Genomic DNA, 24,552 nt, shown 5'->3' on the forward strand with positions numbered 1-24,552 from the left:
AACAGTGGAATATGAAAAAGAACCTATTAATAAAATTAACCGCTATAACTGTGCTGTTTATTTCAGGGTGTACCAAATTAAATGAGGTGGTGCTGGATGAATCTTCCGGCGGAGAGCTAACCGCAGAGGGCATCATTGCGCCGGTGTATGCCCTGCTGCCCAACATTTTCCTGCATACCAACTACTTTGCTCTGCAGGAAATTTCTACTGATGAAGCCATACTGCCTTACCGTGGCGGAACAGACTGGGGCGATAACGGCATTTACATAGCCATGCACACCCACAACTTTACTACTACAGATCCTAACCTGCGCAATACTTGGAACCTGCTGGTGCAGGCCATATCAAGGTCTGTAACAGCGCTTAACACATTGCCCGGGTTAAACAGCCCTTCCTCCGGCCTTTTTATGGCAGAAGCCAGGGCCATGAGGGCTTATTACTCCATGGTGATGCTTGATTTATACGGGTTAATATTTGTAAAAGAAAACCCCAACGACCTTTCCACTATCCTGCGTGGCGCCGATGCGGTGGAGTACATCAAAAGTGAGTTTCTGGCTGCCGAGCCCAACCTTGCAACAGATGTTACGCATGGCCGCATGTCTAAGCAGGCGGTATGGGGCCTGCTGGCCAGGCTGCACCTGAACAGTGCCGTGTATAAAGACAGGTATGCAACACAGTTTAATTTTGCTGCGGAAGATATGGACAAGGTTACCGAGTACTGCGATAAAATCATCAACTCCGGCCGCTACCAGTTTTCTGAAGAATATTTCGCCATATTCGACGATGAAAACAGCAGTAATAAAGAAATAGTTTTTGCAGTAGACCAACGGGCAGAACTAAACGGGCATAACCGCATGGCTTATTTTTCTCTTTCCGGAGACCAGTTTCCTTTGCCGGAATATGTAAATGCCAATGGTACAGATGGCCCCGCCATAACCCCTGATTTTTACGAAACATGGGCTAACGCTTATGCGCCTGCAGACCCCGCCGCAGACCCGCGTTTTTACAAAGAAAACCTCTCCATCTACTCCAATGCAGATGATACCTGCGTACCTGCCGCAGATTTTCATATTAATCGTGGCATATTGCGGGGGCAGCAATACGGCCTTATACGCCGCAACGGTGTTTTTCTTAAATGCGCCAACGGAGATATGCTGGTGCAAAAACTCTATCACGATACACGTAACAGGCCAACACTTCCCGTTGATTTTACAGAGCAGGTAGATTATACTACGGCAGGCAGCAATTATCCTTCCGGCTACCGCGTTTCGAAATATGAATTCAGCCGCAAATCTGTTAGCGGCAGAAATTTTGGAGAAGCCAATATTGTCATAATCCGGCTGGCCGATGTGTACCTGATGCGGGCCGAAGCAAAGCTGAGGCGCAATAACGATGCCGCCGGCGCTTTAACCGATGTAAACGCCATAAGGGCTTCCCGTACTGCAAGGCTGCCGGCGCCTGCTGCGCTTACAGGTATGAACCTGGATATGCTTTTTAGGGAAAGAGGCTTTGAATTGTATTGGGAAATGCTGCGCAGGACAGATATGATACGTTTTGGCAAATACGAAGGTACATGGACAGAAAAGACAGATGCTAACCCTCAAAAAAGGATATTCCCCATTCCGCAATCTGCTATAGATGGGGCCAGCAACCTGCCGGGTTACCTGCAACAGAACGATGGGTATTAGCACCGAGTTTACGGCATTGTACCTGGGCGGGTATTTTAGGGGGTGCCCCCAAGCTATCGCAAGGGGTCGGGCTTTCCGCTATTACTCCGGCACAAGAGCAGCGCTGCCATGGCCTCACCGGGGTAACCGCTTCAATCCCTCACCCGCAGGTGCAACACGCTGCTGCTTTTGTGGGCTGGCTGCATAGTAAAAGGAAACGGTAGCAACCCTTTTAGCAGGCTGTAAAATTTACGCCGCTATGGTTAATTATAATAGGCCGGGGCCTTGTAGCTATTTAACGTGAGTTGGGGTCTTCTACACTGATATTCAGATATAAACAAACAAAAATCAGATAGGATCATTCATTTTAACTGCATCATTAAGATTAATATGCCTTGTACAAGAACATTCTACTGCTGAAATCAGAGTAGTACAAAGCTTAATCAGGGCGCAAGGAAGAAACGTGCTGTATATCGTTTCTTCCTTGACTTTTTTTTACTTTTTTGTGTCAAGACAAAAAAGTAAAGTAAGGTTATTCAATACAGGTGTCTGCGACACCCAAAACTTGCGTTATTTATTCTTGATAGCTACAAGGCCCCGGTTTTTTGTTGTATCTCCGCTATAAGAAAACAGAAGCAGAAACTGCAAAGAATTACTAAAAGCCCCAGGCCTTAACTTAAATGTAAGCAGCAGTAGTACCAGGTGGCTATTTTTTTGAAGAAGTGTCTTTTACCAGTTTATAAAGTGTGGAGAAAATAACCAGCAGCGGTAAAATCCAAACCAGCAGGGGAGTGGTAAGGCTGAGTTTTTTATCAAGCCATAAACCGCCATATACTGTTACCGCAAGGCTTACCATTAGCTGTGTGCCAAGGGCAGCGTACCTAAGTAATGTATGCCTGTTATTTTGACTGGAGTTACCGGGCTGCATGTACTACCGGTATTACAAATTTGTTTTGCCCATTGACTGCATTTTTTCCAGGGTGGGAGATTTGTTGCCGCCCTTCTGTTCAATGGTTATGGCAAAGGCATCTGCCTTTTGGGTATTGTTCATTTTAAGGATAACCTTATCATCGCTGGCGTCAAATACACCCAGGTCCTTGGGTTTGCCATCAATCAGCGCCCAAAGCTGGTACTGTTGTTCATTGGGCAGTTTAGGCATGTTTTTTACCACCAGGAAAACGTTGGTGGAAGTAGAATCCCAATAAATATTGGCAGAGGAACGGGGTGCAGCCTGGGTGCCAACCATGTTAACAACCGTAATGTTGGAATCGCGGATAACTTTCTGTTCGTCAATTATTTTATTCAGTATGCTGTCTGTTGATTTATAACGGGCCTGCAGGTCCTGGTTTTCATTCAGCAACTGGCTGTTGGTACTGCGTAGCTGGTAAATCAGGTAACCACAAACCAGCAGAACAATTACAGAAGCTGCTGCCAGGTAAGGCTGCCAGTTGGTTTTACGTGCCTGCATATTTCCGTTTTGCATGGTAATCACTTTAGGTGATGCTATAGGGGTAGGTTGTTGTAAAGATGCAAGGATGCTTGCTTTCAAATGTTCCGGGGGGTGTACAGCATGTTGCAATGCACTGGCTTCCAGCGATTGCTCAAACTTATTTCGGGCAAGTACCAACTCAGGATATTGAGTGCACAGTTGTTCAAATTCGCCCCGGTCATTTTCATCTGCAATGCCAAGCACGTAGCTTTCAACTATTCCGCTTAATATGTACTCCTGTATGTTCACTTTAAAATGTCTCTCAGTTGTATTAATGCTTTACTCAATTGCTGTTTTACTGCCTGGGCAGTTTGCTTATGCCTGTCTGCCACTTCCTGGTAACTGTAGCCTTTATAATAAACCAACTCAAATATATGCCTGCTTTCCGGTGTTAATTGCTGCAATGCCTTATATAGCCCATAGCCATTTGAATCGCCATCTAATACATGTTGCTCAAGTCCATCCACTTCGGCTTTTATTACGCGTAAAGAGAGTTTGCGGGCTATACTGAACATCCAGGTAAAAAGGCTGCCTTTCTCTATACTGTAGTGCTGTATGTTAAGCATAATATACACAAATGTTTCCAGTAAAACCTGGTTAGCTTTTTCCCGTTCCGGAATAATATGTAAGATAGTGCTGTACAAAGCGCCACTGTAATTTTCGTACAGAAAACTGAAAGCGCTCCAATCACGGGCTTTTAACAGCGCCGGTAATTCAGCTTCCGTATAGGTGGTGGCGATTTCCAAAAAGTTGGCAGTTTAAACGAAAATAGCGAAAAAATGAAACCATAAGTTAGGCAGAATCATTTATCATTGCATTTACAGTTAACCGGCCAATACAGGTTTCAAAATTGTTTTGACATTGGTTTGTGGCGCTGGTAGCTGACAGTAATAATTTATGTTCATCAAAAAAACTATGGTATGACAATTGAAACCTTTAAAACATTGAGCCATGAAAAAAAGCTGATTGAGATTAAGTACAACGGCAATTTGCTGGGTTCTTACGAGCGGCCCAGCGAGCAGGGCGGCACCAAAGTACCCGGCGATATTTTTGAGCTCTACGAATTTTGGGTGTACCTGAGCGATGATGAGCAAACCGTAATCCCATCCCGCAGAAACCCACTGGACAAAGGAGAGCAATAAACGATAGCCGGGAGCATATCCCGGCATTTTTTTATAGGGAGTTGGCGTCTTTTCTTGTTAGCCTTGCCAGGTACTGGCCGTTTTCGTCTTCTCTTATTATCCTGCAGTTCCAGCCATGCTGCCGCGCAATTTGTTTAAGCGTTTGCCTGTCAACATACAGCCATTTAAACCAGCCGCTTTTTTGCTTTTTATATTCGTAACGGTAATCAATTTCTCCATAGTAATTGTTGGGTACAGCGTTCTTCTTGTCGTAGATATAAGCTACATCCGAAGAATCAAACAGCAGCCTGCCGCCGGGTTGCAGCATAGTAGCAGCATGTTGCAGAAACTGGTGCAAACCGCTTAATGTCTGCACCAAACCAATGCCATTCATCAGCAGCAGCAATGTATCAAAGCGTTTTCCTTTGCAGGCAAAAAAATCACGTTGGATAATTTTTTTAACTCCTCTTTGCTTCATTACCGCAACGGCGCCGGGTGATATTTCCAGGGCAGTAACATCCAGGCCTTTCCTTTGCAGTAACAAAGTATGGGTACCTGCTCCAGCTCCAACATCAATCACTGTGCCGCGGCATTGCCTCAACGCGGTTAGCTCAATATCATTCATATCAGCCTCTGTTCTAAAATAGGCGCCCAGGGGCATTTCTTCCTTTGGGCCGTAACGGTTGTGTATCCACAATTTGCCAGGGCGTTTTTGCTGGTAGTAATCGTACAGGGCAGTACCAAAAATGTCTGTCATCAGGGCAATGTACGATGTTTGGGTAATGTTTGATGTACGATGTAGGATGTACGATGTGTTTGTTCACGATTCAGGGGTTAGTCCTCACCATCCTTACGATGCGCCGAGGGATTGCAGGTAGGCTAAAGTTTCCCTGGCGTCATCGCCGCCTTTGGCGGCATGATGGAGCAACTGCAACCCGTGCGGCCCCCGCGAAGTTTTTAGCTGGGGATAGGCGGTCAGCAGGGCTTTTACAACTTCAAGTTGCCCAAGCATAGCGGCGCAGAATATGTTCATGCGGGCACCCTGTTGCAGCAGGTAGTTGGCGCAATCTCTGCTGCCTATGTGGCCGGCGCCTTCTATGGCGGTTTCAAAATCGCCGCCGCCCCAGTCCCAGCAGGCGTTTAGCAAGCCGGGTTCTTTGTCAAGCATTTGCTTAACTTTTTCAAGGTTGCCGTGTCCGGCAATCACAAATTCTTTTACAAGTTCCGGTGGCAGGGCAGGTGGTTTTTGCTGTGCGGATTGTGCAAAGGCCGCAGGTTGTGCTGTAACCATAACGCCGCTGCCAAATGCAAACAGGCGTATAAATTTTTTGCGTGTAAGAATAGACATACGGAAAGCTTTATGCTTTGAAGTTAACTTAAGTTACAGGCATTACGGTTACCGCTTGTATAAACTTAGCAGGCAGGTGTAGGTAATGTAAAAAAAGCCGCCTGTGGGGCGGCCTTTTCAATAAAGGGTTGCTATGCTTATTTTTTTACAGGTATATGGAATTTAGAAACCCATGAAGGGTCTATGGTTGCAGGGTTGTTAACATCAGCGCCGGGGTGTGCTTCCATGTCAACCATTAACAGGTAAATATTGTTAGGGTCGTTGGCCAAAGTTGTTTTTTCCCAGAGGTAAGTGCAGGAATGCTGGCCCTTTAATTCACTCTCGTTAATGGGCCTTGTAGTGGTACGCCCGTTCTTGATAATGCGGTAAGTGCCTTTCTCCGCACGGGTAATAAAAATGTTTTGGTTCCGGGCATCTTTGGTAAACTCAACGCTGCCTTCACAGTGCGTCCAGGTTTCGGTATCTGTGCCGTAGCTGTTGGCCTGCACATACAACATAAATTCGTAGCGGTTGCCGGGTTTGAATTTAAACTTAACAATCATGCCGCCGCCACTTTTATAAGTATTGTAATAAGCGCCGGGAGTGGTGTTTACATAGCCCACGGTTGACAGGGTGGTGATAGACCAGTAAGTAGAGTCGTCTGTAAGCACTGCTTCAGGAACGGTATTGGTTGCTGTATTTTTCACAGCAACAGGTTGTTTGGCAAAGCTGCCGGTTGCAACAAATAAGGCAACAGCCACAAGGATCTTTTTCATATTAAAGGTTTAGTAGGGCAAAGTTGGGTTGGGTGTAGTTGCTTGCAAAGCTGTGGAGGAATGAGTTGCTGTGCAGGCCGTATGAATTGAAGCAGGGTAATTGATGTATTGGAGAATGAATGGCACTACTATGTTAATACCCGCTTAAATGCCGCCCAATGATAAGAACGACGAACGGATTGCGACGCAACAGGCGATGCCACAGAGCTATGTTGCTGGTATTTAAAAAATACAAGGGCTGCCAACCCTTACCTATTAGGTTGACAGCCCTCGCACAAACGCCTGGCTATTTTATTTGGCTGGCGTAATTACAATGTTGCGGTATTCAATGGGGCCATGGTCGCCCTGTATTTGCAGGGGGCCGGGCTCGCCTTCGTTACTGTCTAAGGCGCCGCCGGTTACGCCGGGAATTTCCTGGTTGCAGATAATGGTTTTGCCATTAGCCACCACGGTTACCACCCTGCCCACCAGGGTGATGTCGTAAGACTGCCATTCGCCGGGGTCTTTAGCCACCATTTCCAGCGGGGCAATAAAGCCATAAATGCCGCCGAGGTACCCGCTTAGCGGTTCCATGCCTTTGCTATCCATAACCTGCACTTCGTAGCGGCCGCGCAGGTACACGCCGCTGTTGCTTTCTTTTGGGTAGCGGAATTCTATGTGAAGTTTAAAATCGTTGTATTTGTTGTCAGTAACCAGGTTAGCGCCTGATTTGGGGCTGCGCAAAACACCATTTTCCACTATCCACTGGTTTTCGCCAAGCGCATGCCAGCCAGTTAAGTCTTTGCCATTAAAAATGCTTACCGGATCTCCCCAAACAGGTTCAGCCGTACGGCGCAATGCCGGGGCACGTACACCCGTAAAACTATGTGTTTTGCCGGCGGGAGTGATAATGGTACCGGTTAGTTTATCGTTGGCAAGAGCTGCCTGGAATTGCATATCGTTGCTCTCCTGCTCCCACTGCGGGGGAATGGCGAAGCTTACCTTGTTGTCAGTGAAATTTACCTTAGAAATGGGCCTTGCACTACCGCCTGTGCCCACAAACTGCCCCACGAGTGTGCGTATGCCGGAATGCCTTACTTCAAGCCAGGAGGGGAAAGGCTTGCCGTTTATATCAACAGTTAAATCCCACCGGCCTTCTATAGCAGCGGGGCCAGCATCGTGCTGCGCCAAAGACATGCTTACTGAAACACAGGCAACAATGGCAGGCATAAAAAAGCGTTGCAAAACACGCTTGTAACGTAATACGGTTTTTTTCATATAAAGTGTTTTGTGCTGTCGTTAAGTTTCAATATTACAGATAAATATTAAATGTAGCCGCATACGCAGGTAACTTGTGTAACGATATTAAAAGCATGTGCAGTGTCTTTATTCCTTAATGGTGAGCAGCAAAAAGCTGTCTTCCAGCGCCCTTATGAAGTATTTTCCATCCCTATGGGTAATAATCAGTTGGCCGCTGGTAGCTTCCCTTTCTTCCCCATCGCTGGTGAATACAATTTTACCTTCCAGCACCTGTATGGTGCTTATACCGCCGCGGTTATAATCATCTATAACAGCGCCGGCGTGCATGCCGGATAATACGATGGTAATGCCGCTTGTTTTAAAAACGGTAATGGCGTTCCTGTCGCTTTTTTGCCAGGCATCTTCCTGCTTTATGGTGTTAATGTAGTTGTCAATATCGGCCAGCATATTGGTGGCATCAATTGGCCTGCTGCCGGCGGGCCTGTTTTGCGTGGCGTGGTTTGATTTGAGTGTCATACAGGTATTGCTTGTGGTGTTACAATAATGCTTCCAATGCCAAATCAATAAGCATGCCATGCCAACCCGCGGTTAATGAGATGGTTCAACCAGGTCCCAAAGGTTGCCATAGAGGTCCTGGAAAACCGCCACAGTGCCATAAGCCTCAACAGAAGGCCCACGAACAATGGTAATGTTGTGATACAGCAGGTTTTGGTAATCCCGCTGAAAATCATCTGTATGCAGGAACAGGAATACCCTTCCGCCGGTCTGGTTACCTATACGGCTTTCCTGCTGTGGAGAAGCGGCTTTGGCAAGCAGCAGCATGCAGCCGTCCGGGCCGGGTGGCGCAACCAGCACCCATCTTTTGGTATCGCTTAAAATACTGTCTTCCACCAGCCTGAAGCCAAGTTTTACTGTATAAAAATTTATCGCCTCATCGTAATCCCTTACAACAATGGCTATATGCGCAAGTTTTTGTTTCATGGCGTGAATATGCGTTTTTTACGGCAACATGTAATCAATTTGCCCGGCACGTTTTTATCAGTAGTTTTATCCTTCATCCTGTTATTATGCGCAAACTCATTCTTCCCGTTATTACTTTGCTGTTATTAATGTTGCAGCCCGCTGTTGCAAAGTGTCAAAACACCACCATTATCCTGCTGCGCCATGCGGAAAAAGATACGGCCGCAACCGACCCCACGCTTTCCGCCGCAGGTTTTGCAAGGGCAAACAAATTGCAAAGCGCACTGGCTGCATATAAACCCGATATGTTTTACTCCACCAATTACCGGCGCACCAGGCAAACCATTACGCCCTGGGCGGCCGCCACCGGTAAAGAGATAATGCCCTACGATCCTGATGCGCTTACCGCTTTTGCCGAAAGCCTTAAAAAAATTAAGGGTAAAACCATTGTTGTGGCCGGCCACAGCAATACCACGCCACAACTTGCCAATAAATTACTTGGCAACGATAAATACCAAACACTTGATGATGCGGTTTATAACCAAATCTGGATTATTAAACTGCAGGAGGGAAAAGCTGCGGATGAAGTAATAACCTATTAAGGCTTGCTGATGCCGCATTGCCCGGCGAATATTTTGGGGCTTTCAGCAGGAAGGCATTGCTCAACTCCAGTCCCGGCTTTTCACTGCAACTCCGCCACAAGACCAGACGCACAGCACCTTCAGCGGGGTTTTCGTTTCAATCCGGCAGCCATTGGGCGACAGAATTACTATGAGGCTTTGATTATGGAGTAGGCTTAGTGCTTGTGTAAACTGATTGATTTTAATAGCTGCAAACCGAAAAACGAAGGAGCGCCGGCATTGCCGGCGCTCCTTCGTTACAAACATATTCGCTGCAGAAAACTAATCCTTGGCAAACTTGATGATAAAGGTTTCATCATTACTGATGGCCCTGATAACATACATGCCTTTGGCCAGTCCTGCCACATTCAATGGTTTCATATTCTGCCCGGCTTGTGCGCTAAGGGTGGCTTTTTTAACCAGCGTACCCCTGCTGTCGTACACCAGCAATTCCACATTTTCATTTTTGCGGGTAATGTACTTAAGGTTTAATACAGATTTTGCTGGATTGGGGAACAGGGCAAGCAACCTGCTGGCATCAAAATCAAGCGTGGCAATATTGCTGAGGCTGAACACGCCATCCTTATCTACCTGTTTTAACCTGTAATAGTTAACGCCTGGCAACGGGTTGTTATCTGTAAAGTTGTAGTTGCGCTTTACTGTGGAATTACCTGCCGCGTCCACTTTGCCGATAGCTGTGTAATTGTTGCCATCCGCTGAGCGCTGCACTTCAAAATAGCTGCTGTTTTGTTCTGTAACAGTACCCCATTTCAGCAAAGATGCCTTGCCGGATTTTTCGGCTGTAAGCGGCAGCATTTGTACAGGCAATGTACCGGTAACGGTAACCTCTACAAAGTTCTTGCTCAGGTTGCCGCAACGGGTGCCTGGTTTATTCAACAGGTCGTTGTACAGTGTGCTGAACTGGCCGCCTACATAGCCGTTAAGCGTAGCGTTGGTAATTGTGCTGGCGTAAGATAAACCGTACACCAGGTAGGTGCCCGGCGTATAAGTGGTGGCATTGCTTAAATCCGCATCTGCAACAATGCCCTTAATAACGCCGGTTGTTTTGTTGTAGATAACATACCTGTAGTTAAATCCTGCGCCGGGGTTAGGCAGGCCGTTGAATAGGCTGCCTGCCGAAGCGGCGGTTATGCCTATCTGGTAATTAAATGGCCTTGCCGGTTGTTCGGAGCTGAAGCTTCCTACTGCTAGTACGTATTTCGTTTTGGGATTGAGTGTTTGTTCGATAAAATTAGAAATGTAAATTCTGTTGCTATCAAAATTATATTCAGCATTTGAGGCAATAAAATTTTGGCAAGGGTTATTGATATCAAAAGTGTCTGCATACAAATTGAAAACTGCAGCCCATATTGCATCATCTGGCTGAACAAGTTGGTAAACTCCCATTGTATCAACATAAAAATTATGAGTATCATGGTAAAAAGCATTACCAAAGAACTCGCAACCACCTTCGCTGCTGGCTACCTGCAGGTAAGTAACAGGGTCAGAAGCTGTTACAGAACCTGATGGTGTAAAGATGCTGCCATACACAGGGCTAAGCGCCAGGTTGAGGGCCGGGCTGCCTGCATCTGCGGAAACGCTTGTGGCGGGCGTAATAAATGCGCCTTCGGATGCGCAGGCTGACTCAATCGTAATCGCTCCGCTGTTAAGGTTAAAGAAGATATTGTTGCGTGCCTTTACCATTATCCTTCCATTATATGTAGGTATATTAGGAATGGTAATGGACTGTGTTCCGTCGTTGGGTGTGTTGGAAAGTAACGTATAAGGAAAAGTAAGCCCGCCATCAATGGAAAATAGTATATCCACCGCGGAGCAGTTTACCGGCGCCGCATTGGTATTGGCAACATTCCAGTTAATAGTGGCAGTGTTGGTTTCATTCGCCGTCCACGTTGTGGCTGCGGACTGGGAAGTGACCCTGAAGGGCCCATTGCCGGTTAAGGTTACTGCTACATCTTCTTCGCCGGTACAGCCGCCTACAGAGGCGATATCCCTGGCCGTAAGCCTGAAATGCAACGTGCGGGCAACAGTTGGCAGTACTTCGAAATCGGGTGAATTACCTGCTGCTATATCCGCCATTGAAGGAAACACCCTTGTTGGACTGCCTGATGGAAAATATGACCTGAAGTTGGGTCCGTTGGTACTGGTAGCCTGCGGCGGAAGGCTGGTTGCTGCTGATGCCGGGTCTAACTGTTCCCAGGTGTAATACAGTTGATCGCCATCAGCATCCGTGCCTGTGCCGGTAAGCATAAAGGGGGTACCATTTGGTATGGTATAAGTGGCGGCAGGAACAGTTATAACAGGCGCCTCATTGGATGTGACAATACCCGTTGCACAGGTGCCACCTGTTGTAAGATAGTTTTTTATCTGCGCCAGGTTACCGCTGTGAAAATAATCATCGCTGTAAAACTGGTAGTAGTTATTTACATCATCATCCTGGCAGCTTCCCGCATAGGCCATGATGGTAGAGCCCCCCCCCGGCTCCCATGATGTGGATACGTTTGCGTTGCCGTTACAGCTACCATTATTGGCTGCAAAACTATGGGTGGCACTGAATTGGTGGCCAATTTCGTGTGCTACCGTACTTACAAATATGGGGCCTGATGGGCCGTCATCAAAAATGGAGTCAACCAATCCCGCTGCGGCACCACCCTTGTAATCGGCATTGCAGGCAGAAGGCCGGTAAGCAAGGCCGCCATTCCAGCCATTACTGAATACCATGCCCAGGTTAAAGCCGTTTATACCTAAGGCATTAATAAGGGTTTCATGATTTGCATCCAGTATTGCTGCAGAAGGAAAATTGGAAGTAGGGTAGGGGTCAGTTGCTGCATTGGTAAACGTAAAATTATTCCTGGTTATAAGGGTAAATCTTATGGCTACTTCCCTTTCATATATTGCTTCAACACTATTGATGGTTTCGGTTATGCTGGTTATTGCAGCAGCCTGGCCGCCCGCCCAGTCGGTAAATTCTCCCGTAGCGGCAATTGCTATCCTGTAGGTGCGCCTCAGGCAGTCACCTGCCTGTTCTTTGTTGCCACGTAACACATCCGGAATTTCCACATCGGCATCATTAACACCACAACTTACCTTGCCCCTTGTTTTAAGCTCTTTGGTATAGTAGGACATATGAAGCCCCCCGCCATTTTTGCTGAAAGGGTATACATTAAATGTTCCTTTATCAGAAAAGATCATGGCACTTACACCATGCGGGCTAAACGTAGCCCTTCCCCTCATAGCACCGGTAACGGCATCATGCAGTATGTAGGTTCTTATTTCCGGGTGCTGGCGCTGCATTTCATCATCCAGCAGTTGAGATTCGGCAATTTTAAAAGACTGGTTGTTACCTTCCGGCGCCGGCAGCTCTATCAACGTTTTTGAAGAAGCCAGCCTGCTGCTTAGGTTTTCTTTTGGTATAGTTCGCTGTAAACTGCTAAGCCCGGATGTATTGAGTTGTACCACCCTGTAGTGGGCGGGCATTGTTTTTCCTTTTTGCGTTATTAATGATTTTGCTGCCGCAGTTTCAGATGCATCTGTCCATAATTTTTGGGAATAAGACACAGAATAGATACTCACAAAAGCAAGCAGAACAAGGGTTCGTAAAAATGGTTTCATGGAAGTGTTGTTTTATCGTTAGTTGAGATTGCTATAGAAAATTAACACTTTTTTGAGATTGTTGAAAGTAAAATATAGCGCAAATAAAAGCATCACCTGGCAGGGCAAGTTTTCTGCAAAGTTGTCCCGGCAACCTGTTTGCAAATGAAACAACAGGCGTCACCAACGGGTGAGGGATTGAAGCGGTTACCCCGCTGAGGCCTTCGCAACCCGGCCTTGTGGCGGAGTAATAGCGGAAAGCCCGACCCGAGGTACGAGGGACACCCCCAAACAAATGTTAGATGTTAGGTGTGGGATGTATGATGTGTGTGTCTTGAGTCTTGTCCTGAAATGGCTTCCCTTACATTTCTTAAGACAAACAGCAGCTTTAACAACTATTTGATAACATCTGCACCGCATGGTACGTTTGGGGGAGTAACATTATAAATTAATTGCATCATGAAGAACATACTGGTAACCGTTATTTGCTGTGGGTCTTTTCTTGCAGCCGCTGCTCAAACCTCTTACGACCGTGCATTGGGTCTAAAATTTCCGGGCGGTTTTTCTGTTTCGTACAAACAATTTCTTACTGAAACCAATAATGTAGAAGTGCTGGGCACATTCAAGGGCGGTGGCTTTCGCCTTACGGGGTTATACGAATTTAATTTTTATACGCTGGATGTGGAAGGCCTCTCCTGGTTTGTAGGCCCCGGCGCCCACATTGGCTTTGGAAAAGAAGACCAGCTTTCTGCTGAAAACAAAACCACCACTAAGAACACAGCGGATTTGGGCATTGATGGTATTATAGGGCTTGATTACAAATTTCGTGACCTGCCACTTAACGTTAGCCTGGATTGGCAACCCTCTATTGTTATAGCAGGTAACACTAATTTTTCCGGCGCTTATGGCGGCCTGGGTATAAGGTACACTTTTTAGAAACCTTTGTAGCTAAAATATGACACCGGAAAAATGAGCGGTGAAGACAAATTATTCTTTCTTTGTGCCATTGTGCATTTTTGCCATGCATTTGAAACTGGCATGATTTTATGAATTTTCAAACCAAACTTTAGATTTATGAAAAAAACGCTCCTCGTTGCCCTTTTAACATTCGGTCTTTATGCCGTATCCCACGCACAAAATATGAGTAGCAGCTACACCACTGCAATTGGCGCCAAAGGTTATTTTGGCGATGGATCAATAGGTGGCCTTAACGTAAAGCATTTCCTGGAAGGCAATACCGCCCTTGAAGGCTCCCTGCTTTTTAAAAGTAAAACATTTATAGCCGAAGGCCTTTATGAGTGGCACGGCAACATTACCGGAGCACAGGGTTTAAAATGGTATGTAGGCCCCGGCGCCCAATTAGGCAGTTTGTATGAAGAATTTTACCTGGCTTTAAAAGGTACCGTTGGGCTTGACTATAAATTCAGCGGCGCCCCCATTACTATAGCATTTGATGTAAACCCCACTTTTTCCTTAACACCTGGTACAGATTTCAGCTTCTTTGCCGGTGTGGGCTTTAGGTTTGCATTGTAATTTTAGTGTAGAGAAACCCAAATATAAAAGCCGGTTGTCGTAAGAGAACCGGCTTTATTTTTTACAACTATTCAAACCTATGAAAGCTTAAACAGGCTATCTACAAATTCGTGTTTATCAAATATCAGCAGGTCATCAATCTTTTCTCCCACGCCTATATACTTTACGGGAATTTTTTGCTGATTGGCAATGGCCAGCACCACTCCACCCTTGGCGGTACCATCCAGCTTGGTAATGGCCAACGCGGTTACATCGGTAGCGGCGGTAAACTGTTTGGCCTGTTCCAAAGCATTTTGTCCTGTAGAACCATCCAGCACCAGCAAAACCTCGTGCGGGGCATCGGGTATTACTTTTTGCACCACCCTTCTTATTTTACTTAGCTCATCCATCAGGTGTATTTTATTGTGCAGGCGGCCGGCGGTATCAATAATCAGCACATCGGCACCCTTAGCCAGGGCACTTTGTACAGAATCAAACGCAACAGAGGCTGGGTCGCTGCCCATGGATTGTTTTACGATAGGCACGCCCACACGCTCACTCCAAATGGTTAGCTGGTCAACCGCAGCGGCCCTGAAGGTATCCGCTGCGCCCAGGATTACAGATTTGCCGGTTTTCTTAAAATTATGCGCCAGTTTGCCGATGGTTGTTGTTTTACCAACACCGTTTACGCCAACCACCATTATCACGTAAGGTTTTTTTCCGGGCGGTATGCCGAAATCCCGGTAACTCTGTTCGGCGGCATCCACCATCATGTCTTCCATTTCTTCCTGCAGCAGCTTATTCAGCTCGCCGGTACCTACATACTTATCACGGGCTACTCTTTTCTGTATACGCTCAATAACTGCAAGCGTTGTATCTATACCAACATCCGCAGTCACCAATGCCTCTTCCAGGTTGTCCAGCACCTCATCGTCAACACTGCTTTTACCTGCAATGGCTTTGGTTATTTTAGAAAGAAAACCTTCTTTCGTTTTCTGCAAACCCTGGTCTAAACTTTCTTTTTCTTTTTTGCCGAACAGTTTTCCAAAAAAACTCATGAAAGATAAAATTTGCCGCCCCGGTTTATTCTTAAGGAATAGCTACACTTACGGAGCCTTGTTGATGTATTTGATTCAGATGAAGTGCTTGCAACGCAACTGGTGCTCAACCGGAGTTACCGCCGCTCGTATTAAAAATACTTCACCACGCCGGATGAAAATACAAAAAGCTTCCGGTTATAAACAGGAAGCTTTTATAATAACATTTATCAGCCAAAATTATTTAGCTAAAAAATCCTTCACCTTGTCTTTGTGGATGATGCCTTCTTTAAAAGTATAGGCGCCTGTTTTGGGGCTGCGTACAGCCTTAATTACTTTAGTCCAGTTCTTCGCGTCTGCAGAAGCCTTCAGGTCTTTTACTTTAGCGTTTTTTGAAGCTGCTTTTGCCATGATTATTTAATTTCTTTATGAACAGTTACTTTTTTCAGAATAGGGTTATACTTTTTTAACTCCAGGCGTTCGGGAGTATTCTTTTTGTTCTTAACGGTAATATAACGGCTTGTACCCGGTTGACCACTTGTTTTGTGCTCGGTACATTCCAATATTACCTGAACCCTGTTACCTTTCTTTGCCATTGTATAAGCAATTTAAACTTTGTAATTGTTAGATTTTAGCACCTTTTGCTCTCATTTCCTTAATTACCGGAGCCAGGCCATTCTTATTGATAGTCCTGATTGCTTCGGTAGAAACTTTTAAGGTTACCCAGCGGTCTTCTTCTGCAAAGAAGAAACGTTTGGTTTGTAAGTTGGGTAAAAAACGGCGCTTGGTTTTAATGTTTGAGTGAGAAACACTATTACCCGTGATGGGTTTTTTACCAGTAACCTGACATACTCTAGCCATGACAGTAATTTTTTCGGACGGCAAAGGTAGGCATCTGCAATGAAATTCAAGCAGAAATGTTGATTTTTTTGAGAATTTGTTGCAAACATGTGGAAAACCATGTTTTGCCGGTTTTTGAATAATAACAGGGCGCCTGCTAAAGCACCGGGCTTTCCGCTCATACTCCGGCACAAAGGCCCCGCACTAAGCCTTCACCGGGGTAACCGCTTCAATCCCTGGCGCGGGCATCTGTTGGCGTATGAGCCCCGGTTTTATAAACCAGCACCTTATTACAGGGTCAGAACAGATTTTAACGGACCGCTATAACATACCATAGCATGTACCAAATGCTCTTTACCCTGCTGCGCCGGGCATTACAGTTTTTCCCACCAATCCGATATATAATCAGCCACCGCTTCCCAGCCCGGCTCTCCGCAGATGAAATGGCTTTTGCCTTCAAATATTTTTACCTCTACCCGGCTATCAGCGTCTTTATACCTGCCTGCTATGGTTTTCGTAAGGCTGGTGGGAAATATATGGTCGCTGCCGCCGCCAATAAACAAAAGCGGTGCATGGGGTTTCTTAAAGTCTATATTGGAAAACGAATTCAATACCAACTCCCTGCTTACCTTATAACTTTCGGGCACGGCGAATTTTTCGAATGCTTTTTCCTTTTCCGCGTCGGGCAGGGTATTGAAAAAGGCATAATCATACCATTTACGGCTGCCCATAAAATATTTAGAACCAGAGAAAAAACCGAAAGCCGGTATTACTGTTTTAAGTGTTTGAAATGGCGGAAAAACATTCTTTGGGGGCGCTCCATCTATACTTACACCGGCGGCGGCTTTTCCCATTTCCACCAGTTTCATGGTAGCCATGCCAGCCATGGAGTGACCTATTACCAGGGGTTTTTCAGGCAGACTGTCTATTAAAGCGGCAATATTGTTCACTACATCAATAAAGCCTGTTTTAACAAGGTCTGGATGAACGTTGGCCCGTAATGCCGCAGGATTGCCTTCGTGCCCAGGGTTAGCCGGGGTATGAACGATGTATCCTTTTTGTTCATAATGCTGTTTCCAGTTAGACCAGCTAAGGTTGTTTACAAAATTGCCATGAATAAGCACGATGTTTTTTGACTTCGCCATAGGTGTTTATAGTTTTAAGGTGAATGACAGTTTTGGTTTGCAGGCGGGTTTGTCGCACTAAACATTCATGGCTATACGCATTGGGGGCCGTGCACAACTGAAGCTAATTTATTATTTAATGTTGATGTTTAAAATTATTTCATTGTGTATGTAATGGGCTTTTGAATAAACATTACTGCCGGTACATACCATGCCGCTACAATGCTTCAAAGGATAGCCCTGTGTGCTGTTGCGGTGAATAATTTTTTGAGCGCCAGCCCCGCTGGTTTACCGTTCTGCCGCCGATGTCGGCAGAACGGTAAACTATATTGCGGGAAAAGCTGCATAGCGAATCCAACCGTACAAGTGAGTGACACAACGAAAGCCTGGCCAGGATTACCGTCGCCGGTGCCCAAAAGAAATTTTGTTTTATTTTTTAGCTGCCCGCTTTTTGGCGGCAGCTTTTTTGGGCGCTGCTGCGGCAGGGGCAGCGGTGGTTTTTTTAGCCGACATATTCTCCAGTGCTTTGCGTACTTCTTCAATGTATATGCCCAGGCGTTCGCTGGTAATTACATCGTCTGGCTGGGCAGTTTTACGCCGTTTGCTGCCTGCTTCCCCGGCGGCCGGCGCAGTTGATAAAGCATCTGCCAAAAACTGCAACTGCTCAAGTTCTGCCAGCTTTTTACCGGGCGAGCCTGCCCGTTTCCATATCTTCATAAAATCGGCGCCAACCTGGTTCCAGGCAGCGGCATTTTTGGCCTCTTTGCGGTTTAACAACAGCAGCGTAAGCTTAATGTTGGCGGCAGCCACCATATCCCAATATTCATCAGGTGTGTCGTCAAGGTCAGACTGTTTCTTTTCCAGCTTCGCCTTCATAGCTTCGGCTTGTTTAAATGTGTCAGCATCCAGCGTGTCTTTTAGCTCCTTGCCGGCACGCCAGGCAATAATGCTCAATAACTCCAGCCAGTTGGTTGCGGTATAGACTATGTTGCTATTGTTTTTAACCTTGTTGGCTTCATTATAAGCATTGGCGGCAAGCTGGTAAGCGGCATCTTTTTCGGCATCGTTTACCGTTAACATGGCTTTGCGTTTATAGGCGCTGCCCAACAGGCTGTAGCGCTCCGCTGTAGCGCCGGAGTTTATCAGCAAATCAAGGTGTGCTATCACCGCATCTATCTTGCGGTAGTATTGTTTGTCTTTACCGCCGCTTTTCAAAAAGTCCTGCACATATTTCTTAGCCCTTACATTGCAGTATTTCTCCATGCTAAGGAAGGAGAAATTGGCTTTCTCCATGTTCAGCAGCGCTTCAAATTTGGCAATAGCTTGGTCGTACATGGCCAGTTCGGTATAAATAAGTGCCTCTTTTTCGGTAATGCCGGCATCCCGCACCTGGGCTTTGTCAACCGCGGCGGCTATTTCCTTTAGCTTTTCCAGGTTTTGCTGGGCAGAGTCGCCCATTTCCAGCTCGTTTTGCAGGTTAAACAGGTCGCACTCTGCCTCCCGTGCAATTACATAACTGGTGGTGCCGCCTTTTTTGTCAGGGGAGCGCAGGTTAAGCTTATAAAAGGGGTCACCGTAGCATTGGTAAGCGCCCCATGTATTGGTGGCGGGGTAGGTATCATACACAGCCTTACGGGCGGCATGCACCGCATCGCCAAAGTTGTAACCGCCCAGCATGTGCTTATAAAAAACTTCGGTAAACAGCAGCGCTGCCGTATCGTTTACAGCCCAGCCTGCGGCTATAACGGCCTTGACGCCATTGTCAATTAACTGGGTGCCTATATTGGCAGCCAGTTTGTAACGCCGGCTGTACAGGTCTTCTGCCGCACCACTTGTTTTGCCCAGGAAACAGCAGTTGACAAAAACCAGTTCCGGCACAGCGCTCATCTGGATGATTTCCCTTGTGGTAAGGTAAACGCCTTTGCCTATCAGCATGCCTGATTGTTCGGGATTTTCAGCATCAAACACGCCATGCCCCGCCAGGTGTATCACTTTGTAATCTTCCTGGAACAGGGCTTTGATAATTTCCGCAGGCGACCCTTTGGGTACATGCGTTACCGCGAAAGCATTTTGTTGCAGTGCTTCCTGCGCTATGCGGCCTTCTTCCAGCGCACCGGGCAATGGTGGGGCAAAGCCTTTTAAATCGGGCTCGCTAATTACCAGCGCGGTTGATTTTGCCACGGCGTTTATCTTAAGCCTGAAATCTTTGGTGGCCAGTTGCCGTATCATGCCGGCATTAATGCAGAGCGGTTTGGCATTGCTGCTGCTGTCCTGCAACAACTCCCACGGGTAGCTGGCGGTATCTTTATCCAGTATCCAGTTAATGTTGCATTGTTTCTTTAGTTCTTCTTTAAAATCATTGGGTATAATAAGTTCAAAAATGGTTTTCGCCAAACCGGGCGACCAATTATCCTGCGTGGATATTTCATCCACCAGCTCCTCCATAATACCACGGCTGCTGTATAAATCCCGCACCTCTTCCCTGGCACCGCCGGTGGAAGAGCTAAACAGCAGGTGTTTTACAGGTGCATCCGGCTTTTCATTCTGCTTAAACAGGCGGGATACGGTAATGCGGTTCCACCATTCTTCGCTGTCTTCCCGTGGCATGCGTTTTACAGAGCCCAGCACCGTGGTAATTGTTTTCTTGCCCAATGCAATATTCAGTGTGCGGCTGTTGTCTGCAGCTATCCTGCTTAGTGAGTAGAAGCAGTTTAATGCCCTGTCTTCCAGCTTCTCAATAAACTCAATTTCTTCGGCAATAATGCCGTTATCGCCATACACCTGTTTTATTTTCTCGTTGGCATTCTGCACGCCTTCAACAACCGCCCTTATAGAGTTTTCTACCGAAAGGCCGCCATAACCACAACCAATGATGAGCGATGATATACCCGCCGTTTTTGCGGTGCCTGCTGCTTTTTTAACAGCCGAAGGATTGTTTAAATGAAGCAGGTAACTGGCTACACCTTGCTCTACTGTTAAGGACAGTTGGTAAGCCGTTAATTTGCCCGGTTTACCCAGGCCGGTAATAATGGCGCCTTTTAATGTATCGTTGGATGAAAACAGCACTTCGCTGGTGCCTATTTTGCCTGGGTACAACCCCAGCCTGTGCCGCTTTTTAAGAATGCCATCCAGGTAGCAGTCTATGGCATTTTCCGCAAACAAAATTCCGTCGTCTTCAAAATGGCCGGCCAGTACAGGGTATTCGGAATACTTTAAATCTCCATTGGTAACTTTTACCTTAATGGGCACTTCGCTGGCTTTTGAAATTACAGGGCCGCCCATCAGGCCGAGCAGGGTATTTTCAAGGCCTTCCGCTGATAGGTCAAAGTCATATTCTTCTGAAGTTCTGAACACTTTCTCTTCGCCGCGTATAACGGGCCTTCTTTTGCTTAGCAGGCTGGTGCTGCCGCTTTCAAGTATTTCTGCGATGCCTTTAAACAGGGACGGCTCGTTGGCCAATGCGCCGTGGGTAACCTGCGCATAGTACACGGTATCCGCGGCTATCATGGCCTTGGGTATACCGCTTTCCCAGGTAACGCTCTGGTCGCCCTCGGCTGTACTTAAAAAAACCAGTTCCTTGCCGTTGGTATCTTCTTCAACCATACAACCCATAGGGGTTGATTTATCTTTACCGGCTATGTACACGGCATTTTTATAGTACTCGTCTTTTACTTCTTTTGCCTTTTCCCGCTGCTGCCTGAATGGTTCCAGCGTATTCTTATCCGGTACGGGCCAGCCGGAGTCGCCAAACGCGGTACGCATTTGCTTCCAGGTGTCTTCGTTACCCATGTCGCCGCTGGCGCCAACTTCAAAAGGCAGCAGGCTTAGCAGGCCCTGCATTTTAGAGAACATTTGCAGCAGGTCGTACTTACTGTGCTTGATGTCCAGCATGCTTAGCTTCTTAATAATAGGATCTTTGCCAAACAGCACATACGGAATCCTGAAAGAGCCGCCAAGCGGAGAACCCAGGAAAACCAGGCGGAAACCTGCAGAGTTATTCAGCTTTTGCCAGGTCTCACTGTGGTTAACCATAAAGTCACGCACCAGCACGCCACCCATTGAGTGCCCTATTACTTTAATAGGTTGGTTAAACTCCATCAATTCCCTAACCTGTGCATCAAATGCTTTAGCGCTTTCTGAAAGTGGTATTCGCCAGTCGAACGGAAAAGTGACTACGTCGTAACTCTGGGAAAGAAAATCCTTCAGCTTTTTATACGAAGTTTTTATCAACGAACTGGCGGAGTAGGCATCCGTATCCTTCAGGTCCATTAAATGGCCACCTATAAATTTCAGGTAGTTTATCCAAACAAGGTCTCCTTTGGGGCCAATGTTAGAGCCCATAATTCCCGGTAGCAATATGGCAATGGGCCTGTTGCCGGTAACAGTATCACCAAACAGCTCTCCACCTTCCAGCAGGGCACGTTGGGCCTGGGTTACCGCAGGTTGTACAAATGTGGTAAAGCCGGGTATGTCTTGCCCGGGTACGCCTTTTAAAGCCTGCAATATGGCCTGTGATGTTTTGTCGTTGATGAAATAGTGAAAGTGGTCCACATTACCCGCGTCGTCAAAAAAGTACTGCACTTTTTCTGTTCTCCTGGTGCCCAGGTACATGGAGCTGCTGTTGACAATAAGGTCGTTTTGTTCTAAAAAGAAAAGCTTGGAGGCTATAATGCGGATGGCCTTAAGGTTAAAGCCGATACTGCAGTTGCCCGCCACAATAGCCAATGGCCGGTCTATTGTGGCCGTGGTTGAAGGATTGTTAAGCACCTTGATAAAAGGCGATTCCGGGTTCATGGCTTCCAGGCCGGGCAATACGCTTACATCATCCTTGGTATCAATAACCGCGGCCACCAGGTTCTTTAGGGCGCTGTAAGCTGGTCCGGCAGCAGCGCCAATAAACACCTGGCCAATATTGGCGATAATGTTAAAAAAAACATCCATGCGTTTGCTGGCCAGTACAGTGCCGGCGGCCGGGCAGGCAACTCTTATAAACCTTTCAACAAATATGTTTTTTGACTTGTATGTTTCCTGCAGCTCTTTTATGTTGGCAATATCTTTATCCCGGTTGCTTTTGTCGTTTTTGCCCTTGCCCTCCCCGCCATCCTTTATTTTTTCCAGGTAGTCTATCTCCTCTTTTGTAAATCCTGTTTCTCCCTGGCTTTTGCTGGCAAAGCGGGAAAGAATATCTCCCAGCAGGCCGCCACGGCTATGGCTGATGATGTGCAGCGTTATATTGCCCGGCAACAGGGCGGCCAGTTCAGCAATATTATCCAGCGGGCTTTGCGTAAGGCTGCGGTGCTGAAAAGCCAGTATATTGCCGCCATAAGTTTGGGTTATATGTGCCCAAAGTGCAGACCCCTTCATGCCGCCGAAAGAACCGTCTGTTGATGAAGCCGTGCCATGAAGAAAAAGCAGGCAGGGCCTGGTGGTATCAGGGGTAATGTAATTTTGCAGTTCAAAATTTTCATCCAGCCGGTACAACCCTACGCGGTTGTTAAGTTTACTTTCTTCAAATTTCTCAGCGGCTTTTTTTACGGCTATGGTTACCGCTTTTTTGGTAAAGATGTTAATGATTTTTACCGCCACATCACTTACAATACCCCGCTCTGTTTCGGCAGGGTTACGCAGCACCAACGGAATTTCAAAAGAGCCATCCAGGGAGCGGCTGGGCCCTGCCGCCTCAGGAAAAAGTTCGGTAATTGACTGGTTGCTGCAAAGCCAGGTGGTATTGTCTTCAAAAACAAACTCCGCTATTTTGTCATCAGGTAAGTCCACGGGGTGGTTTTCAGCCAGCGCCCTTGTGGCGCCGGCAACCAGGTAAGACGAATCAAGTTGCAGCAAGTCGTCATCGCTTCCGGTGGCTGTTAGCTGTTTCTGCCCCCTGATGGTTAGTTTAGTTACTTTCATGATGGCTGGTTGATGTGTTTAGTGACTTTGTAGACTTATAATAAAGCCGCATGTGTTTCAGGCTGACTAATATACTCTTACAAAATTTCTTTTGCAATAGCCAGCAGTTGTTTTTGGCTTATTTGTTTTAAAAAAGCTAACTGCAACCCCACTTAATTTGCAGGTATGGATATTTTGGGGCTTTCGGCTTTTGATTCATTATCAGGGCTGTGGTTCCGGCTGTCCGTTGCAACTCCGCCCCAAAGGCCGACACACAGAGCCTTCAGCGGGGTTTCCACTACCATCCGGCAGCCATTCAACTGTTGATTCCAGGCACGGCTACATCCCACTTTATACCCGGCACACCTTCTTTTCTAATTGATTTTCAAATAATTATCTATCTGCAAAAAATAATTCAATTTTTCTTTTTCATGGTCAAACCGCATCCATTGGTTTTTCGTATGTACTACAACAATGGAAAATCGTAATAGATTTTCCGGGATTAATTCAGCAATTTCTTAAGATAGTTTAATAGCGGGGGTTTTTTCCAGATGGACAAAGAGGCTGTTATTCAACAGCCTCTTATTTTTGCGCTACACAAAAAACTCCCAGTTTGAAAAAAGCCGTTCATTTTCTTCCACCTTTTCTCTGGTTCGCAATGATCTTTATACTGTTAACGGTTCCAGGTTCCAGCCTGCCGGAGGATGATATTTTTGGCAAAATTTACTTTGACAAATGGGTACATACCGGTCTTTTCGCCATGCAGCTACACCTCTTGTACGTACCGTTGAAAAAAATGTACCCTCCGCAGTCGCCTATTTTTTTCAAAGTTGCTTTGTATGTATTCTTATACGGCATTGCGATGGAGTTTGTGCAGAAATACCTGGTAATTAACCGGTCATTTGATGTGGGGGATATAATTGTCGATGGGCTGGGTGCCTTTATCGGGTATTACATTTTTACCCGCTGGCGCAAGCGGCACATGAAAGTTATCTAAAAAAGTAAGCCCCTGTGGAAACAGGGGCCGCAACCAAAACTAACTGCTTATGAGAAAATTGACTACTTGCTTATTTATTAATCTATAATTTATTTTACAAACCGGGTGCCAAAAACTTGTCCTTCTAAGTTAAGAAAAATTTAAACCATTCTACACAATTTCTAAAGAACTTTTTATTTGCTTGGTTTGAGATACAAAATTGGACCAAAAGGTTAATAATGAAATGTTAAGTGTGCCTCGTATGTGTTAAGTTTTCTTGAATAGTTAAAAGAAATCGTTTTAGCAAAGGCTTTTGGGTTAGGGTGCCATAATAATCCGGAAGCCTTTTTTATTTTTTACAGCTTCCTG

At 46.2% G+C, this 24,552-nt stretch carries 22 protein-coding genes; 6 read left to right on the forward strand and 16 right to left on the reverse strand.

The window, feature by feature from the left end:
• Positions 1 to 11: 11 nt before the first annotated feature.
• A complete protein-coding gene (locus tag F0364_RS02140) occupies positions 12 to 1,688 on the forward strand; it encodes a RagB/SusD family nutrient uptake outer membrane protein (RefSeq protein ID WP_153796105.1) in 1,677 nt (558 codons plus the stop codon).
• 685 nt (positions 1,689 to 2,373) lie between these two features.
• On the opposite strand, the gene F0364_RS02145 is transcribed toward F0364_RS02140, so the two are convergent.
• Genes F0364_RS02145 through F0364_RS02155 form a run of 3 tightly spaced genes read right to left on the reverse strand, consistent with a single transcriptional unit; the run spans position 2,374 to position 3,902 of the window.
• Entirely contained in the window at positions 2,374 to 2,595 is a 222-nt protein-coding gene (locus F0364_RS02145; RefSeq protein ID WP_153796106.1) for an AtpZ/AtpI family protein, read from the reverse strand.
• Between the two features lie 12 nt (positions 2,596 to 2,607).
• Positions 2,608 to 3,405, reverse strand: a complete 798-nt coding sequence (locus F0364_RS02150) for an anti-sigma factor (protein ID WP_207632475.1) — start codon at positions 3,403 to 3,405, stop codon at positions 2,608 to 2,610.
• Complete coding sequence (locus tag F0364_RS02155) at positions 3,402 to 3,902, reverse strand: RNA polymerase sigma factor (protein WP_153796108.1); 501 nt, start codon at positions 3,900 to 3,902, stop codon at positions 3,402 to 3,404. Before F0364_RS02155 ends, F0364_RS02150 begins: the two co-directional genes overlap by 4 nt.
• Before the next feature lie 174 nt (positions 3,903 to 4,076).
• On the opposite strand from F0364_RS02155, the gene F0364_RS02160 reads away from it, so the two are divergent.
• The gene (locus F0364_RS02160) at positions 4,077 to 4,298 is read left to right on the forward strand and encodes a hypothetical protein (protein WP_153796109.1); all 222 of its coding nucleotides are present in this window, start codon (positions 4,077 to 4,079) and stop codon (positions 4,296 to 4,298) included.
• A gap of 31 nt (positions 4,299 to 4,329) precedes the next feature.
• Here the strand turns inward: F0364_RS02160 and F0364_RS02165 are convergent, their stop codons facing one another.
• The 6 genes from F0364_RS02165 to F0364_RS02190 form a co-directional block, all read right to left on the reverse strand.
• Positions 4,330 to 5,034, reverse strand: coding sequence for a class I SAM-dependent methyltransferase (locus F0364_RS02165; protein WP_153796110.1), 705 nt, complete (start codon positions 5,032 to 5,034; stop codon positions 4,330 to 4,332).
• Between the two features lie 93 nt (positions 5,035 to 5,127).
• The gene (locus F0364_RS02170) at positions 5,128 to 5,625 is read right to left on the reverse strand and encodes an ankyrin repeat domain-containing protein (protein WP_207632476.1); all 498 of its coding nucleotides are present in this window, start codon (positions 5,623 to 5,625) and stop codon (positions 5,128 to 5,130) included.
• A 137-nt stretch (positions 5,626 to 5,762) separates the two neighbouring features.
• A complete protein-coding gene (locus F0364_RS02175) occupies positions 5,763 to 6,380 on the reverse strand; it encodes a hypothetical protein (RefSeq protein WP_153796111.1) in 618 nt (205 codons plus the stop codon).
• Between the two features lie 291 nt (positions 6,381 to 6,671).
• Positions 6,672 to 7,637 carry a 3-keto-disaccharide hydrolase gene (locus tag F0364_RS02180; protein ID WP_207632477.1) on the reverse strand — a complete coding sequence of 322 codons (966 nt, stop codon included), beginning with the start codon at positions 7,635 to 7,637 and terminating at the stop codon, positions 6,672 to 6,674.
• A 108-nt stretch (positions 7,638 to 7,745) separates the two neighbouring features.
• Entirely contained in the window at positions 7,746 to 8,135 is a 390-nt protein-coding gene (locus F0364_RS02185) for a cupin domain-containing protein (protein WP_153796112.1), read from the reverse strand.
• A 72-nt stretch (positions 8,136 to 8,207) separates the two neighbouring features.
• Complete coding sequence (locus tag F0364_RS02190; protein ID WP_153796113.1) at positions 8,208 to 8,600, reverse strand: VOC family protein; 393 nt, start codon at positions 8,598 to 8,600, stop codon at positions 8,208 to 8,210.
• A gap of 86 nt (positions 8,601 to 8,686) precedes the next feature.
• Between F0364_RS02190 and F0364_RS02195 the strand changes: the two genes are divergently transcribed.
• Positions 8,687 to 9,181 (forward strand): SixA phosphatase family protein, encoded by a 495-nt coding sequence (locus F0364_RS02195; RefSeq protein ID WP_153796114.1) that lies wholly within the window; start codon positions 8,687 to 8,689, stop codon positions 9,179 to 9,181.
• 300 nt (positions 9,182 to 9,481) lie between these two features.
• Here the strand turns inward: F0364_RS02195 and F0364_RS02200 are convergent, their stop codons facing one another.
• Positions 9,482 to 12,829 (reverse strand): zinc-dependent metalloprotease, encoded by a 3,348-nt coding sequence (locus tag F0364_RS02200; protein ID WP_153796115.1) that lies wholly within the window; start codon positions 12,827 to 12,829, stop codon positions 9,482 to 9,484.
• A gap of 438 nt (positions 12,830 to 13,267) precedes the next feature.
• On the opposite strand from F0364_RS02200, the gene F0364_RS02205 reads away from it, so the two are divergent.
• Positions 13,268 to 13,744 carry a hypothetical protein gene (locus F0364_RS02205; protein ID WP_153796116.1) on the forward strand — a complete coding sequence of 159 codons (477 nt, stop codon included), beginning with the start codon at positions 13,268 to 13,270 and terminating at the stop codon, positions 13,742 to 13,744.
• A 138-nt stretch (positions 13,745 to 13,882) separates the two neighbouring features.
• Complete coding sequence (locus F0364_RS02210; protein ID WP_153796117.1) at positions 13,883 to 14,341, forward strand: hypothetical protein; 459 nt, start codon at positions 13,883 to 13,885, stop codon at positions 14,339 to 14,341.
• Positions 14,342 to 14,418: 77 nt separating this feature from the next.
• Here F0364_RS02210 and ftsY read toward each other — a convergent pair whose 3' ends face one another.
• From ftsY to F0364_RS02240, 6 genes are all read right to left on the reverse strand, one after another.
• A complete protein-coding gene (gene ftsY, locus F0364_RS02215) occupies positions 14,419 to 15,378 on the reverse strand; it encodes a signal recognition particle-docking protein FtsY (RefSeq protein WP_153796118.1) in 960 nt (319 codons plus the stop codon).
• A 219-nt stretch (positions 15,379 to 15,597) separates the two neighbouring features.
• Positions 15,598 to 15,768, reverse strand: a complete 171-nt coding sequence (locus F0364_RS02220; RefSeq protein ID WP_153796119.1) for a DUF4295 domain-containing protein — start codon at positions 15,766 to 15,768, stop codon at positions 15,598 to 15,600.
• A gap of 2 nt (positions 15,769 to 15,770) precedes the next feature.
• Positions 15,771 to 15,953: a 50S ribosomal protein L33 gene (gene rpmG / locus F0364_RS02225; RefSeq protein WP_153796120.1), complete on the reverse strand. Its 183-nt coding sequence runs from the start codon at positions 15,951 to 15,953 to the stop codon at positions 15,771 to 15,773.
• 28 nt (positions 15,954 to 15,981) lie between these two features.
• A complete protein-coding gene (gene rpmB / locus F0364_RS02230) occupies positions 15,982 to 16,218 on the reverse strand; it encodes a 50S ribosomal protein L28 (protein ID WP_153796121.1) in 237 nt (78 codons plus the stop codon).
• Between the two features lie 353 nt (positions 16,219 to 16,571).
• Entirely contained in the window at positions 16,572 to 17,342 is a 771-nt protein-coding gene (locus F0364_RS02235; RefSeq protein WP_153796122.1) for an alpha/beta hydrolase, read from the reverse strand.
• Positions 17,343 to 17,750: 408 nt separating this feature from the next.
• On the reverse strand, positions 17,751 to 23,228 hold the full coding sequence (locus F0364_RS02240; protein ID WP_153796123.1) for a CHAT domain-containing protein: 5,478 nt from the start codon (positions 23,226 to 23,228) through the stop codon (positions 17,751 to 17,753).
• A 592-nt stretch (positions 23,229 to 23,820) separates the two neighbouring features.
• Between F0364_RS02240 and F0364_RS02245 the strand changes: the two genes are divergently transcribed.
• Positions 23,821 to 24,204, forward strand: a complete 384-nt coding sequence (locus tag F0364_RS02245; protein ID WP_153796124.1) for a VanZ family protein — start codon at positions 23,821 to 23,823, stop codon at positions 24,202 to 24,204.
• Positions 24,205 to 24,552: the final 348 nt, after the last annotated feature.

This window comes from Foetidibacter luteolus (assembly GCF_009650435.1).
In the GTDB taxonomy this organism is placed as follows: Bacteria; Bacteroidota; Bacteroidia; order Chitinophagales; family Chitinophagaceae; genus Foetidibacter; species Foetidibacter luteolus.

Bases quoted from the DNA above. Each gene is read 5' to 3' on its own strand.
- F0364_RS02205 (WP_153796116.1), top strand. From the start codon at position 13,268: ATGAAGAACATACTGGTAACCGTTATTTGCTGTGGGTCTTTTCTTGCA.
- F0364_RS02165 (WP_153796110.1), bottom strand. From the start codon at position 5,034: ATGACAGACATTTTTGGTACTGCCCTGTACGATTACTACCAGCAAAAA.
- rpmB (WP_153796121.1), bottom strand. From the start codon at position 16,218: ATGGCTAGAGTATGTCAGGTTACTGGTAAAAAACCCATCACGGGTAAT.
- ftsY (WP_153796118.1), bottom strand. From the start codon at position 15,378: ATGAGTTTTTTTGGAAAACTGTTCGGCAAAAAAGAAAAAGAAAGTTTA.
- F0364_RS02220 (WP_153796119.1), bottom strand. From the start codon at position 15,768: ATGGCAAAAGCAGCTTCAAAAAACGCTAAAGTAAAAGACCTGAAGGCT.
- F0364_RS02145 (WP_153796106.1), bottom strand. From the start codon at position 2,595: ATGCAGCCCGGTAACTCCAGTCAAAATAACAGGCATACATTACTTAGG.
- F0364_RS02160 (WP_153796109.1), top strand. From the start codon at position 4,077: ATGACAATTGAAACCTTTAAAACATTGAGCCATGAAAAAAAGCTGATT.
- F0364_RS02210 (WP_153796117.1), top strand. From the start codon at position 13,883: ATGAAAAAAACGCTCCTCGTTGCCCTTTTAACATTCGGTCTTTATGCC.
- F0364_RS02175 (WP_153796111.1), bottom strand. From the start codon at position 6,380: ATGAAAAAGATCCTTGTGGCTGTTGCCTTATTTGTTGCAACCGGCAGC.
- F0364_RS02180 (WP_207632477.1), bottom strand. From the start codon at position 7,637: ATGAAAAAAACCGTATTACGTTACAAGCGTGTTTTGCAACGCTTTTTT.
- F0364_RS02140 (WP_153796105.1), top strand. From the start codon at position 12: ATGAAAAAGAACCTATTAATAAAATTAACCGCTATAACTGTGCTGTTT.
- F0364_RS02185 (WP_153796112.1), bottom strand. From the start codon at position 8,135: ATGACACTCAAATCAAACCACGCCACGCAAAACAGGCCCGCCGGCAGC.
- F0364_RS02240 (WP_153796123.1), bottom strand. From the start codon at position 23,228: ATGAAAGTAACTAAACTAACCATCAGGGGGCAGAAACAGCTAACAGCC.
- F0364_RS02190 (WP_153796113.1), bottom strand. From the start codon at position 8,600: ATGAAACAAAAACTTGCGCATATAGCCATTGTTGTAAGGGATTACGAT.
- F0364_RS02200 (WP_153796115.1), bottom strand. From the start codon at position 12,829: ATGAAACCATTTTTACGAACCCTTGTTCTGCTTGCTTTTGTGAGTATC.
- F0364_RS02195 (WP_153796114.1), top strand. From the start codon at position 8,687: ATGCGCAAACTCATTCTTCCCGTTATTACTTTGCTGTTATTAATGTTG.
- rpmG (WP_153796120.1), bottom strand. From the start codon at position 15,953: ATGGCAAAGAAAGGTAACAGGGTTCAGGTAATATTGGAATGTACCGAG.
- F0364_RS02235 (WP_153796122.1), bottom strand. From the start codon at position 17,342: ATGGCGAAGTCAAAAAACATCGTGCTTATTCATGGCAATTTTGTAAAC.
- F0364_RS02170 (WP_207632476.1), bottom strand. From the start codon at position 5,625: ATGTCTATTCTTACACGCAAAAAATTTATACGCCTGTTTGCATTTGGC.